The 13455-nt window shown below is 72.8% G+C and carries 12 protein-coding genes; 2 read left to right on the top strand and 10 right to left on the bottom strand.

All coding sequences use genetic code 11. The features are described 5' to 3' along the window. Positions 1-54 precede the first annotated feature (54 nt). Entirely contained in the window at positions 55-663 is a 609-nt protein-coding gene (locus ACF1AL_RS20755) for a TetR/AcrR family transcriptional regulator (RefSeq protein ID WP_391826827.1), read from the bottom strand. A 118-nt stretch (positions 664-781) separates the two neighbouring features. Between ACF1AL_RS20755 and ACF1AL_RS20750 the strand changes: the two genes are divergently transcribed. Next, entirely contained in the window at positions 782-2329 is a 1548-nt protein-coding gene (locus ACF1AL_RS20750) for a cytochrome P450 (RefSeq protein ID WP_391826825.1), read from the top strand. A gap of 60 nt (positions 2330-2389) precedes the next feature. On the opposite strand, the gene ACF1AL_RS20745 is transcribed toward ACF1AL_RS20750, so the two are convergent. The 9 genes from ACF1AL_RS20745 to ACF1AL_RS20705 form a co-directional block, all read right to left on the bottom strand. Continuing rightward, positions 2390-3298: a sigma-70 family RNA polymerase sigma factor gene (locus tag ACF1AL_RS20745; RefSeq protein ID WP_391658635.1), complete on the bottom strand. Its 909-nt coding sequence runs from the start codon at positions 3296-3298 to the stop codon at positions 2390-2392. Between the two features lie 23 nt (positions 3299-3321). Next, entirely contained in the window at positions 3322-4065 is a 744-nt protein-coding gene (locus ACF1AL_RS20740) for a PIG-L deacetylase family protein (RefSeq protein WP_366840253.1), read from the bottom strand. 82 nt (positions 4066-4147) lie between these two features. Then, on the bottom strand, positions 4148-5449 hold the full coding sequence (locus ACF1AL_RS20735; RefSeq protein WP_391826823.1) for an alpha/beta fold hydrolase: 1302 nt from the start codon (positions 5447-5449) through the stop codon (positions 4148-4150). A 206-nt stretch (positions 5450-5655) separates the two neighbouring features. Next, positions 5656-6678 (bottom strand): LacI family DNA-binding transcriptional regulator, encoded by a 1023-nt coding sequence (locus ACF1AL_RS20730; protein ID WP_391826821.1) that lies wholly within the window; start codon positions 6676-6678, stop codon positions 5656-5658. Between the two features lie 226 nt (positions 6679-6904). Continuing rightward, on the bottom strand, positions 6905-7225 hold the full coding sequence (locus tag ACF1AL_RS20725; protein ID WP_366840256.1) for an L-rhamnose mutarotase: 321 nt from the start codon (positions 7223-7225) through the stop codon (positions 6905-6907). A 16-nt stretch (positions 7226-7241) separates the two neighbouring features. Next, on the bottom strand, positions 7242-8324 hold the full coding sequence (gene rhaS / locus ACF1AL_RS20720) for a rhamnose ABC transporter substrate-binding protein (RefSeq protein ID WP_366840257.1): 1083 nt from the start codon (positions 8322-8324) through the stop codon (positions 7242-7244). Between the two features lie 100 nt (positions 8325-8424). Continuing rightward, positions 8425-9402, bottom strand: a complete 978-nt coding sequence (locus ACF1AL_RS20715) for an ABC transporter permease (protein WP_391826818.1) — start codon at positions 9400-9402, stop codon at positions 8425-8427. After that, positions 9395-10468, bottom strand: coding sequence for an ABC transporter permease (locus ACF1AL_RS20710; RefSeq protein ID WP_366840259.1), 1074 nt, complete (start codon positions 10466-10468; stop codon positions 9395-9397). Before ACF1AL_RS20710 ends, ACF1AL_RS20715 begins: the two co-directional genes overlap by 8 nt. Positions 10469-10493: 25 nt before the next feature. Further along, positions 10494-12011, bottom strand: a complete 1518-nt coding sequence (locus ACF1AL_RS20705; protein WP_366840260.1) for a sugar ABC transporter ATP-binding protein — start codon at positions 12009-12011, stop codon at positions 10494-10496. 245 nt (positions 12012-12256) lie between these two features. On the opposite strand from ACF1AL_RS20705, the gene rhaI reads away from it, so the two are divergent. After that, positions 12257-13417: an L-rhamnose isomerase gene (gene rhaI / locus ACF1AL_RS20700; protein ID WP_386417715.1), complete on the top strand. Its 1161-nt coding sequence runs from the start codon at positions 12257-12259 to the stop codon at positions 13415-13417. Positions 13418-13455 lie beyond the last annotated feature (38 nt).

The following is a 13455-nucleotide window of genomic DNA, read 5'->3' as shown; positions in this document are numbered from 1 at the left end:
GAGATCGGCGGGCCCGGAGAGAGATCGGCGGCCCGGGCAGGGATCGGCGGGCGTTCAGTCCGTGAGCACGCCGAGCAGCGCCCGGGCGCACAGGTCCCGCACCTGCTCCCGGCTCAGCTCCGCACCGCGCAGCCACTCCAGGCACACGGCCGTGGTGAACGCCAGCCAGCCGCGGACGGCCAGGCGGACGTCGGGGCGCTGCTCGAAGACGGGCCCGAACTCCGGGTCCGCCGCCAGCGCCGCGAGGATCTGCCGCTCCTGCGCCGCCAGCGCCCGCTGATAGACCCGCCGTACGGCCTGGTCGCCGGCCGCGTCGGCGCGATGGAAGGCGCGGTAGCCGTGCGCGTGCGCGTGGACGTACTCCAGATACGTGTCGAGCCCCGCGGTGAGCTGCTCGCGCACCGGCACCCCGGGCACCGCGGCCGTCATCCGCAGCATCCGCGCGCTCTCCCGCTCCACGACCGCGGCGAAGAAGTCCCGTTTCGTCGGGAAGTAGTGGTACAGCAGACCGCGCGAGACCCCGGCGATCTCCGCGACCTGCTCGATCCACACGTCGTCGTAGGGGCTCTCCGAGAACAGCCGCGCGCCCACGGACAGCAGCTGCTCGCGGCGCTCCTCGGTGCTGAGCCGGCGGCGGGTGCGCCCGCTCTGGTTCGCGGCCATGCCCGCACTTTACTTGACGCGGATTCAACAACGGGACCAGACTGAAACACGTTATTGAACCCATGTACAACACGCCGCATCACGCTCAACATGCCGCTGGATCAAGGGAGATCGCGTCATGGCCGACGCCAGGGCAGACCACGGCCGCCCGACCGGAGGGTTCCGCAGCGCCGAGCTGGGCTGGCCCGAGCTGCACCGCATTCCGCATCCGCCGCACCGGCTGCCCCTGCTCGGCGACGTCCTCGGCGCCCACCGGACCACCCCGGTCCAGGACTCGCTGCGGTACGCCCGCGCGCTCGGCCCGATCTTCCGCCGGCGGGCCTTCGGCAAGGAATTCGTGCTCGTGTGGGGCGCCGGGCTCGTCGCCGACCTGTCCGACGAGTCGCGCTTCGCCAAGCACGTGGGCCTGGGCATCGCCAACCTGCGCCCGGTCGTCGGGGACGCGCTGTTCACGGCGTACAACCACGAGCCCAACTGGCAGCTCGCGCACGACGTCCTGGCGCCCGGCTTCGGCCGGGAGGCGATGGCCGGCTACCACCCGATGATGCTGGACGTCGCCGCGCAGCTGACCGAGCACTGGGACCGGGCCGCCGCCGCGGGCGGGGAGGTGGACGTGCCCGGGGACATGACCAAGCTGACCCTGGAGACGATCGCCCGCACCGGCTTCGGGTACGACTTCGGCTCCTTCGAGCGGCCCCGGCTGCACCCCTTCGTCACCGCGATGGTCGGCACGCTGAGCTACGCGCAGCGGCTCAACACCGTGCCGGCGCCCGCGGCCCGGCTGCTGCTGCGCGGCGCGAGCCGGCGCAACGCGGCCGACATGGCGTATCTGAACACGACCGTGGACGAGGTGGTGCGGGCCCGTCGCGCGGCGGGCGGCGGGAGCGGCGACCTGCTCGACCGGATGCTGCAGACCGCCCACCCCGAAACCGGGGAGCGGCTGTCCGCGCTCAACGTGCGGCGCCAGGTCATCACCTTCCTCGTCGCCGGGCACGAGACCACCTCGGGCGCGCTCTCCTTCGCGCTGTACTACCTCGCCCGGCACCCCGAGGTCGCCGCCCGCGCCCGCGCCGAGGTCGAGCGGGTGTGGGGCGGCACGGAGACACCCGCCTACGAGCAGGTGGCCAAGCTGCGGTACGTGCGCCGGGTGCTCGACGAGTCACTGCGGCTGTGGCCGACCGCGCCCGCGTACGCCCGCGAGGCCCTGCGGGACACGGTGCTGGCCGGGGAGCATCCGATGCGGCGGGGTGCGTGGGCCCTGGTGCTGACGCCGATGCTGCACCGCGACCCGGCGGTCTGGGGCGCGGACGCCGAGCGGTTCGACCCGGACCGCTTCGACGCGCAGGCCGTCCGGGCGCGGCCCGCGCACGTGTTCAAGCCGTTCGGCACCGGAGCGCGGGCCTGCATCGGCCGCCAGTTCGCGCTGCACGAGGCGACCCTGGTCCTCGGCCTGCTGCTGCGCCGCTACTCCTTCCTGCCCGACCCCGGCTACCGGCTGCGGGTGGCCGAGCGGCTCACCCTGATGCCGGAGGGCCTGCGGCTGCGCCTGGAACGCCGGACCCCGGCCCCGGCCCCGGCGGTCCCGCACCCGGCTACCGGGGAGCACGCCGTCGCGCCGGCCGCGCCGGACACCCCGCGCTGCCCCGTGCACGGAGCCGGGAGCTGAGCCCTTCCTCCCGGGCGGCGCCGCGGGGCGGATCCTGCGGCGCCGCGGGCCGAGGCCCCGTCAGCCGGTGAGACCGTCGAGGTCGAGGTCGAGGCGGTCCAGCCGCTCGGGGTCGGCCAGGATGTACAGGCCGGTGATCCGGCCGTCGGCCACGGTGACGGCCATGACCGAACGCGGCCCGGACTCGGGGACGTTGACGAACCCGAGCGCCCCGTTGACCAGCACCATCCGCGCGGACGGGGCGAACCGGGCGAACAGCAGCGCCTGCTCGGCCACGGACCTGGCGCCCTGGAGCACCCGGGAGGAGGCCTCGCCGCGCACGAGGGTCCCGGAGTCCACCCGCAGGGTGACCTCGGGGTGGAGCAGCCCGACCAGCGCCTCGAAGTCGCCGGCGCGGGAGGCGGCGAGGAAGGCGTCCAGCACCTCCTTCTGCCGGCCCAGGTCGGGCTCGGCGGCCGGCTCGGCGCCGCGCACCCGGCGGCGGGCCCGGCTGGCGAGCTGGCGGGTGGCCGCCGGGGTGCGGTCCACGATCGGCGCGATGTCGTCGAACGGCACCGCGAACAGATCGTGCAGCACGAAGGCGAGCCGCTCGTCCGGTTCCAGGTTCTCCAGGACGACGAGGAGGGCGAGACCGACCGAGTCGGCGTGCAGGATCTCCTCCTCCGGGTCGAACCGGGACAGCGGGCGCAGTTCGGGGTCGGGGACGTAGGTGTCGACGCGGTCGTCGATCGACTCCTCGCGGCGGGCGGCGCGCGAGCGCAGCTGGTCCAGGCAGACCCGGCCGGTCACCGTGGTCAGCCAGCCGCCGAGGTTGTCGATGCCGTCGGCGCCGGTGCGGCTGAGCTTCAGCCAGGTCTCCTGCACCGCGTCCTCCGCCTCGGCCAGCGAGCCGAGCATGCGGTAGGCCACGGCCCTCAGGTGGCCGCGGTGCTCCTCGAAGCGGTCGGCGAGTTCCCTGGTCGTGTCCATGCGCGCGTCTCCCCCGGAGGTCGTCATCGGCTGAACAGCTCGAAGGCCACGGCCGGCCGGCCGCCGAAGCGTTCCGCCACCGCCTGGGCGTTCGCGGTGAGGAAGCCGCGGGCGTACGTCTCGGGGTCCTCGTCGGTCAGCGCCTCGATGTAGGTGCGGTGGGCGAGCAGCGAGCGCACCGCGCGCTCCAGGCCGGGCGTCGCGTCCACGGCGTGGGTGGGCGAGGCGGAGCCGGCGACCGCGACCCAGCGCACCCCGTTCCAGGGCTCGAGGCCCTGTTCGGTCAGTTCGGGGAAGATCCAGCGGTTGCCCGCGTCGGCGGCGGCGTCGAGGGTGGCCCGGCCGACCGCCACATGGTCGGGGGTGTTCCAGGCGACGCCGCCCCAGGTGTCGCGGTGGTTGAGGGTGATCACCAGCTCGGGGCGGTGGCGGCGGATCGCGGCGGCGATGTCCCGGCGCAGCGCGAGGCCGTACTCGATCACCCCGTCCCGGTGGTCGAGGAACTCCACGCGAAAGACGCCGACGGCGGCCGCGCTCGCGAGCTGTTCGCGCTCGCGCAGCGGGCCGCAGCGGGCGGGGTCGAGGGTGTCGATGCCGGCCTCTCCCCGGGTCGCCAGTACATAGGCGACCTCCCGGCCGGCGTCGGTCCAGGCGGCGACGGCGGCCGAGCAGCCGTATTCCAGGTCGTCGGGGTGGGCCACCACGGCCAGGGCGCGCTGCCAGTCGTCCGGCAGGGGCCGCAGCGGGGGCGTCGTGGGCTCGGTCATGGCCGCAGACTAGCCCGCGGCACCCGGCGGCGGCCCCCCATTTGTGGATCTTGCCGGGGTCGCCCGGCGGCCCGGGGAGGGGTCACACCTCGTCGCGGGCGAGCGCGAGCAGCCGGTCCAGGACGCGGGGGCCGCCCGCGCGCACCCCGTCGTGCTCGAACTCGTCCGTCACCCAGGTGCGCAGGCCGCGGATCGCCCGCGCGGTGGCCAGGGAGTGGGCGGTGTCGACGTACATGTCGTCGTGGTAGACGGCCGCGGCGACCGGGACCTCGTTGGCGGCCAGCCGCTCACGGTCGTACAGCGGCGTCCAGTCGGTGCGGGCGGCGAGCAGGTCGGCGGTCTCCTTCAGCGGGCGCAGCGCCGGGTCGCAGTCGAACATCCACGGGTGGACGGTCTCACCGGTGAGCAGGACCGGCCCGTCGCCCGCGAGCGCCTTCGCGGCGTCGAATCGGGGGAACTCCGCGCGCACCCGTTCGGCGGCCCAGGCGGTGGGGCGCTCGTCCTGGCCGTAGATCGCCTCGTGGACGAGGGCGTAGAGCGGGTGTCCGGCGTAGGACAGCAGGGACCGCACCTCCTCCTGGAAGGCGTCGGACAGCCGCGATCCGCCGGGGGTGCGCACGAAGGCGTCCTCCAGCAGGTAGTGCAGGCGGTGGCTGCCGTCGCCGCTGCCGAGCAGGATGCCGAGGGACTGGAAGGCCTCGACGGTGAGCCGGTACCCGCCGGGCAGGACCACGTCGTGGTGCAGCAGGTGGTCGGCGATCCGGCGGACCCGCTCGACGTCCCTCGGGTAGCGGGCGTAGTGCGCGGCGACCTTGCGCTCGACGCGCGGGTAGGCGGCGCGGTAGACGTCGTCGGCGTGCGCGTCCAGGGAGGGCAGCCCGCCGGTGATCAGGGCGGTGGACAGGCCCTCGGGGGCGAGGGAGAGGTAGGTGACGGTGCAGAAGCCGCCGAAGCTCTGCCCGAGCACGGTCCAGGGGGCGCCGCCGGTGACCTGGGGGCGGATCGCCTCGCAGTCGCGGACGATGGAGTCGGCGCGGAAGCGGGTGAGGTAGGCGGCCTGTTCGGCGGGGCCGCCGCGCAGCGGCAGCGTCTGCCGGTTGGCGGGCGTGGAGGCTCCGGTGCCGCGCTGGTCCAGCAGCAGCACGCGGAACTCCCGGAGCGCCCGCTCCAGCCAGGCCGCGCGGCCGACGAAGCGGTGCGCGCCGAAGCCGGGGCCGCCCTGGAGGTAGACCAGCCACGGCAGGTCCTGCCCGGCCTTGTCGCTCGCGACCACCTCGCGGGCGTACAGCTCGATGGTCTCCCCGTGCGGGTCGGCGTGGTCGAGCGGGACGGTGAAGCGGCGGTCGGTGAGCACGACGCCGGGCTGGCGGTAGCTGTCGGTCAACGCGTCTCCCGGGCTCTGGGGTGCGAGCGGTGTGCGGACGGGTCCGCCCGGTGTACGGGCGGGGGTGGGCCCGTGTGCGGGCCGGTCCAGTTCAGCACATGCCGGACCGTCCGGCGCCGCCGGGTCGCCGCCCGGTGGACGCCTTCGTCGCCGGCCGGCGGGTCACCCGCTGCCGGCCGGCAGGCCGGTCACCGCCGGCCGGTGGGTCAGCGGCCGGGCAGGCTGGAGCGGCGCACCACCAGTTCCGGCTGGAGGACCACCCTGCGGTGTTCGTGCGGCTGTCCGCCGCGTTCCTCGGTCTCCTCCAGCAGCAGCTCGGCGGCCAGCGCGCCGATGGTGACGGCGGGCTGGCGGACGGAGGTGAGCGGGACGGCCGCGGCGGCGGCGAACTCGATGTCGTCGTAGCCGACGATCGCGAGGTCGTCGGGCACGCCGACGCCGGCCGCGTACATGGCCTGCAGCACGCCGAGGGCGAGCAGGTCGTTGGCGCAGAACACGGCCGTGGGCCGGTCGGCGAGGCCGAGCAGCCGAGCGCCGGCGTCCCGGCCCGCGGCCACATCGAGGCGCTCGGTGGGCAGTTCGCGCAGCGCGTCCGGGCCGAGCCCCGCCTCGGCGAGGGCGTGGAGCGCGCCGGTGCGGCGGTCGCGGACCTGGTTGAGGCCGGGCGGCCCGCTGACGTACGCGATCGCGCGGTGCCCGGCGTCCACCAGGTGGCGCACCGCGAGCGCGCCGCCGGCGACGTCGTCGACGGAGACGGAGCACTCGGCGGCGCCCTCGGCGACCCGGTCGACGAGCACGAAGGGGATGCCGTGCCGGCGGAAGGTGCCGATGTTGCGGCCGGAGGCGTCGGTCGGGGTGAGCAGCACGCCCCGCACCCGCTGCTCGGCGAAGAGCGAGAGGTACTCGGCCTCCTCGCTCGCGCTCTGCGCGCTGTTGCAGACCATCACGCCGAGCCCGGCCTCGCGCGCCGCGCGTTCGGCGCCGCGCGCGACGTCGACGAAGAACGGGTTGCCCATGTCGAGCACGAGCAGCCCCATGATCCGGCTGCGGCCCGCGCGCAGCTGGCGCGCGGACTCGCTGCGGACGTAGCCGAGCCGGTCGATCGCGGAGAGCACCCGCGCCCGTGTCTCGCTGGCGACCGTGTCCGGCCGGTTGATCACGTTCGACACGGTGCCGACGGAGACTCCGGCGGCACGGGCCACGTCCTTGATACCCACCGACTGGGCCATCAGGCGGGAACCTCCTGCAGTTCTGGGAGCGGCGGGGAGAGCTTCACAGTACGTCACCCCGCAAGGGCGGAGTCCGCCCCGATCCGCGTCTCGTCTGCCGCCCCTTCGGCGAAGGCGTTCAGCGGGCCGCCGTCGCCCGGCAGGCGCCGGCCGGTGGACCCGCGGGCCCGCGACGCCGCGGCGATCCGGCCACGGCGCGGCGGGGTCACGGCGGGCGGGGGGTGGCTCAGGCAAGGTGGAACACCTCGGTGAGCGGCTTCATCGCCTCGTCGGGGCGGGCCCCGTCGAGCGACTCGAAGAAGGGGGCCATCTCGGCCTGCCAGCGGGCGTTGACCTCGGTGGCCTCCATGCCGGCCTTGGCCGCCTCGAAGTCCTCGGTCTCCAGATAGCCGACCAGCAGGCCGTCGTCGCGCAGGAAGAGCGAGTAGTTGTGCCACCCGGTGGCCGTGAGCGCCTCGCACATCTCGGGCCATACGGCCGCGTGACGTTCACGGTAGGCGGCGGTCCGGTCCGCGCGGACCTTCAGCAGGAAGCAGACGCGCTGCATCGGTGTCCCCCGGCGGTCAGAAGTGGTACTGGTCGATGTTCTCGGCGTCGAACACGGTCGGCTTGCCCAGGCTGATCACGCCGTCCTTGCCGATGGTGTACGTCGTCGAGCCGGCCTTGAACGTCTCGCCCTCCTTGCCGGTGATCTGGCCGGAGGCCAGGGCCACGGCGGCCCGCGCGGCGAGGTCGCCGAGCTTGGCCGGGTCCCAGAGCTCGAACGCCTCGACGGTGCCGTTCTTGACGTACCCCCGCATGTCGTCGGGGGTGCCGAGGCCGGTCAGCTTGACCTTGCCCTTGTACTTGGAGCCGGACAGGTACTGGGCGGCCGCCTTGATGCCGACGGTGGTCGGGGAGATGATCCCCTTCAGGTTCGGGTGCTCCTGGAGCAGGCCCTGGGTCTGCTGGAAGGACTGCTGCGGGTCGTCGTTGCCGTAAGCGATCTTGACGAGCTTGACGTCCTTGTACCGGGGGTCCTTCAGCTCCTCCTTCATGTACCCGATCCAGGTGTTCTGGTTCGTGGCGGTCTGCGCGGCGGACAGGATCGCGATCTCGCCCTTGTAGCCGATCTGCCGGGCCATCAGCTGCACCTCGGTGCGGCCGAGGTCCTCGGCGGAGGCCTGCGAGACGAAGGCGTTGCGGCAGTCGGTCTTGGTGTCGGAGTCGTAGGTGACGACCTTGATGCCGTTGCTCATGGCCTGCTTCAGCGCGGTGCACAGCGCGCCGGGGTCCTGCGCGGACACGGCCATCGCGTTCACCTGCTGCTGGGTGAGGGTGTTGACGTAGGAGACCTGGCCGGCGGTGTCGGTGGCGCTGGACGGACCGACCTCCTTGTAGCTGCTGCCCAGCTCGGTGAGGGCCTTCTCGCCGCCCTTGTCGGCGGTGGTGAAGTAGGGGTTGTTGACCTGCTTGGGCAGGAAGCCGACGGTCAGCCCCTTCTTGGTGGCGGCGTTCGGGTCGGCCTTGCCCGCGGCGGCCGCGGCGCCCGCGCCCTCCTTCTGCACGTCGTTCTTGGTGGTGCCACCGCAGGCGGTGGCGGCGAGGGAGAGGGTGGTCACGGCAGCGAGGGCGATGCAGGTACGGCGCAGGGATTGCTTGTGCATGACATGAGGTCCTTTGAAACGAGGGGGAGCTGAACGCGCCCCGAGAGGGGCGCGGAGAACGAGGGGAGAAGCCACGGACAGGCCCGCGGCCGAAAACGGCCTACCCGGCGGAGCGAGCCGCCGCGCGGGCGACGGCGACCTGACGGGCCACACGAGGCCCGAGCACGGACACGACGAGCAACACCCCGGTCACGACGATCTGCGACTGCGCCGAAACGTTCAGCAGGCTCATCACGTTCTGCAGCGCACCCAGCAGAAACACCCCGGCGATCGCGCCGCCCAGCGTGCCCTTGCCGCCGTCGAAGTCGATGCCGCCGAGCAGCACGGCCGCGACGACGGAGAGTTCGAGCCCGGTGGCGTTGTCGTAGCGGGCACTGGCGTAGTGCAGGGCCCAGAAGATGCCGGTCAGCGAGGCCATGAAGCCGGTAGCGACGAACAGCAGCAGCTTGGAGCGCCGGACCCGGATGCCGGCGAACCGCGCCGCCTCCTCGCTCGCGCCGATCGCGAACAGCGACCGGCCGAACGGGGTGGCGTGCAGCACGACGACGGCGACGACGAGCAGGACGAGGAAGGGCAGGAACGCCTGCGGCAGGAAGGTGCCGCCGAGGCGTCCGGCGGCGAAGTCGAGGTACCGGGACGGGAAGTCGGTCACCGCGTTCGCCCCGAGCACGATCTGCGCGATGCCCCGGTACAGGGCGAGCGTGCCGATGGTGACGGCCAGCGAGGGCAGCCCGAGCCGGGTCACGAGCAGGCCGTTGACCAGGCCGCAGACCACGCCGAGCAGCAGGCACAGCGGGATGATCGTCTCGATGGCCATGCCCTCGTTCCACAGCCGGCCCATCACCGCGCCGGACAGGCCCGCGGTGGAGGCCACCGACAGGTCGATCTCGCCGGAGACGACCAGCAGGGTCATCGGCAGGGCGATGAGGGCGATCGGCAGGGTGTTGCCGATCAGGAACGACAGGTTGAGCGCGTTGCCGAAGCCGTCCACGAAGGTGAACGACAGCAGGAGCAGGACGATCAGCAGGGCACCGACCACCGTGTCCCAGCGGACGGCACGGGTCAGGGACTCAGGCATGTCGGGTCTCCCCCTTCTGCGGGAGCGGCGCCACGCGGGCCGACTTCTTCTTCAGGGCGGCCGCCACCCTGAGGGCGACGATCCGGTCGACGGCGATCGCGAGCAGCAGCAGGGCGCCGTTGATGGCGAGCACCCACACGCTGCTGACGCCGAGGGCGGGCAGCACGCTGTTGACGGAGGTGAGCAGCAGCGCGCCGAGCGCGGCGCCGTACACGCTGCCGGAGCCGCCGGTGAAGACGACGCCGCCGACCACGACGGCGCTGACGACGGTGAGTTCGTAGCCGCTGCCGGTGCCGGAGTCGACGTTGCCGAACCGGGCGAGGTACATCGCGCCGGCGAGTCCGGCGAGGGCGCCGCAGACGGTGTACGCGGCGAGGATCCGCTTGCGCACGGGGATGCCGGCGAGGCGGGCGGCCTCCGGGTTGGAGCCGAGCGCGTACAGCTCGCGCCCGCTGCCGTAGTGCTTGAGGCCGTACGCCGTGACGACGAGGACGGCGAGCGCGATCAGCGCCAGGTAGGGCACCGCCGAGATGCCGCCCGAGCCGAAGTCGACGAAGGAGGCGGGCAGGTCGGCCGCGGTGATCTGGCGGGAGCCCACCCAGATGGAGTCGATGCCGCGGATGATGTACAGGGTGCCGAGGGTGACGACGAGGGCGGGCACCTGGCCGAGGCTGACGAGCAGGCCGTTGAGCAGGCCGAAGGCGACGCCGAGGAGCACGGCGAGGACGACCGCGACGACGGGGTTGCCGCCGCCCTGGAGGTAGGTCCCGGCGGCGAAGGCGCTGATACCGAGGACGGAGCCGACGGACAGGTCGACGTTGCGGGTGATGACGACGAGGGACTGGCCGGTGGCGACCAGCACCAGGATGGTCGCGTTCAGCAGCAGGTCCTTGATGCCCTGCTCGGACAGGAACTGGCTGTTGCCCGCCTGGGTGACGGCGATCATCACCAGGAAGACGGCCAGGATGGCGAATTCGCGCATCTTGAAGACGCGGTCGACGAGGCGGGTGCCGCCGGACTTGGGCACGTCGGCGACCGGGGCGGGGTCGGGGGTGAGCACCGTCATGCCGCCCTCCTGACTGCGATGGGTGTCATGCGGCGGCCCTCCCGGTGGCGGCGGCCATCACGGTTTCCTCGGTGGCTTCGAAGCGGGGGATCTCGGCGGTCAGCCGGCCCTCGTGCATGACGAGGACACGGTCGGCCATGCCGAGGATCTCGGGCAGGTCGGAGGAGATCATCAGCACCGCCACCCCGTCCGCGGCGAGCTGGGACAGCAGCCGGTGCACCTCGGCCTTGGTGCCGACGTCGATGCCGCGGGTCGGCTCGTCGACGATGAGCACCCGCGGGCCGGTGGCCAGCCACTTGGCGAGGACGACCTTCTGCTGGTTGCCGCCGGACAGGGTGGAGACGGTGTCGGCGAGCCGCGCGTACTTCACCTGGAGCCTGACGGCCCAGTCGAGGGAGCGGCTGCGTTCGGCGGAGCGGTCCATGAGGCCGGCCTTCACGGTCGTGCGCAGGCCGGTCAGGCCGATGTTGCGCTCGATCGACATGTCCATCACCAGGCCCTGGGCGCGCCGGTCCTCCGGCACGAGGGCGAGGCCGGCCGCCATCGCGGTCGACGGCGCGCCGTTGACGAGGCGCTTTCCGTTCACGGTGACCTCGCCGGCGTCCCAGCGGTCGATGCCGAACACGGCGCGGGCGACCTCGGTGCGGCCCGCGCCGACCAGGCCGGCGAGGCCCACGATCTCGCCCCGGCGCACCTCGAAGGAGACGTCGGTGAAGACCCCCTCGCGGGTCAGCCGCCGCACGCTGAGGGCGACGTCGCCGGGCCGCACCTCCTGCTTGGGGTAGAGCTCGTCGAGGTCGCGGCCGACCATGCGGCGCACCAGGTCGTCCTCGGTCATGCCGGCCAGCGGTTCACTGGCGATCCAGGCGCCGTCGCGCAGGGTGGTGACGCGCTGGCAGATCTCGAAGATCTCCTCCAGCCGGTGGGAGATGAACAGCACCGCGGCGCCCTGTTCGCGCAGGGTGCGCACGACGCCGAACAGGCGGGCCACCTCGCTGCCGGTGAGCGCGGCGGTCGGCTCGTCCATGATCAGCACGCGGGCGTCGAAGGAGAGCGCCTTGGCGATCTCGACGATCTGCTGGTCGGCGATGGACAGGCCGCGCGCCGGGCGGTCGGGATCCAGGTCGACGCCGAGGCGCCGCATCAGCGCGAGGGTGGCGGCGTGGGTGGCCTTGTGGTCGATCCGGCCGAGGGCGCGGCGGGGCTGACGGCCCATGAAGATGTTCTCGGCGATGGACAGGTCGGGGAAGAGCGTGGGTTCCTGGTAGATCACGGCGATCCCCGCGTCGCGGGCGTCGCCGGGGCCGTGGAAGGCGACGGGCTCACCGTCGAGCAGGACCTGGCCGGCGTCCGGCCGGTGCACCCCGGCGAGCGTCTTGATCAGGGTCGACTTGCCGGCGCCGTTCTCCCCGGCGAGGGCGTGTGCCTCGCCGGGGAACAGTTCCAGGCAGACGTCCCGCAGGGCCCGGACGGCGCCGAAGGACTTCGAGACGTCCTTCAGCGCCAGCACCGGGGGCGGCCCCGAGGCGGACGGGTGGGTCATGAGGGCTCCTCGACGACGCCGGCGGGTCGAACCTCGCCGCGTCGTGAAAGGTTTCAACTGGATTGCCGGGACCGTAGGCAGGGGCGCTCGCCCGCGTCAATGGGTTCGTATCGAAAAACTTTCGACGCCAGAAGGTCACGCCCAGGTTACGACGAAGAGGGCTCGACCAGGGGCTTGACACGCTTCCGGGGGGCTCATAGCTTCGCTTTCTGAATCGTTTCACCGATGCCATCAGGAGTCCGGAAGTGACCGACCTCGCCGCGGTGAAGGCCGCGCTCAAGACCCAGGCCGTCGAGACACCGTCGTGGGCGTACGGGAACTCCGGCACCCGCTTCAAGGTGTTCGCCCAGGCGGGTGTGCCGCGTGACCCGTTCGAGAAGCTGGACGACGCGGCGCAGGTGCACGCCGTGACCGGCGTCGCCCCGACGGTGGCGCTGCACATCCCGTGGGACAAGGTGGACGACTACGGGGCGCTGGCCAAGCACGCCGAGGAGCGCGGGCTGAAGCTCGGCGCGATCAACTCGAACACGTTTCAGGACGACGACTACAAGCTGGGCAGCATCTGCCACCCGGACCCGGCGGTGCGCCGCAAGGCGGTCGGTCATCTGCTGGAGTGCGTCGACATCATGGACGCGACGGGCTCCCGGGATCTGAAGCTGTGGTTCGCCGACGGGACGAACTACCCCGGGCAGGACGACATCCGCTCCCGCCAGGACCGGCTCGCCGAGGGGCTCGCCGAGGTGTACGAGCGGCTCGGCGAGGGGCAGCGGATGCTGCTGGAGTACAAGCTGTTCGAGCCGGCCTTCTACACCACCGACGTGCCGGACTGGGGGACGGCGTACGCCCACTGTCTGCGGCTCGGCGAGAAGGCGCAGGTCGTGGTGGACACCGGTCATCACGCGCCGGGCACCAACATCGAGTTCATCGTGGCGACGCTGCTGCGGGAGGGCAAGCTCGGCGGGTTCGACTTCAACTCGCGCTTCTACGCCGACGACGACCTGATGGTCGGCGCGGCCGACCCCTTCCAGCTGTTCCGGATCATGTACGAGGTGGTGCGCGGCGGCGGGTTCACCTCCGAGGTGGCCTTCATGCTGGACCAGTGCCACAACATCGAGGCGAAGATCCCGGCGATCGTCCGCTCGGTGATGAACGTGCAGGAGGCCACGGCGAAGGCACTGCTGGTCGACCGCGTCGCTCTGGCCGACGCGCAGGCCCGCGGTGACGTGCTCGGCGCCAACGCGGTGCTGATGGACGCGTTCAACACCGATGTGCGGCCGCTGCTGCGGGAGGTGCGCGAGGAGATGGGGCTGGACCCCGAGCCCCTTGCCGCGTACGCCCGTTCCGGGTGGGCCGAGAGGATCGTGGCCGAGCGGGTGGGTGGGGAGCAGGCCGGCTGGGGGGCGTGACGCCTCCGCCGGGTTGTTGTCCCTTGCGGGGTGCGGAT

The sequence above is a fragment of the Streptomyces sp. NPDC014801 genome, assembly GCF_043082085.1.
Taxonomy (GTDB): domain Bacteria; phylum Actinomycetota; class Actinomycetes; order Streptomycetales; family Streptomycetaceae; genus Streptomyces.
Note: the sequence above shows the minus strand (reverse complement) of the source record. Positions and strands in the feature narration are given on the sequence as shown.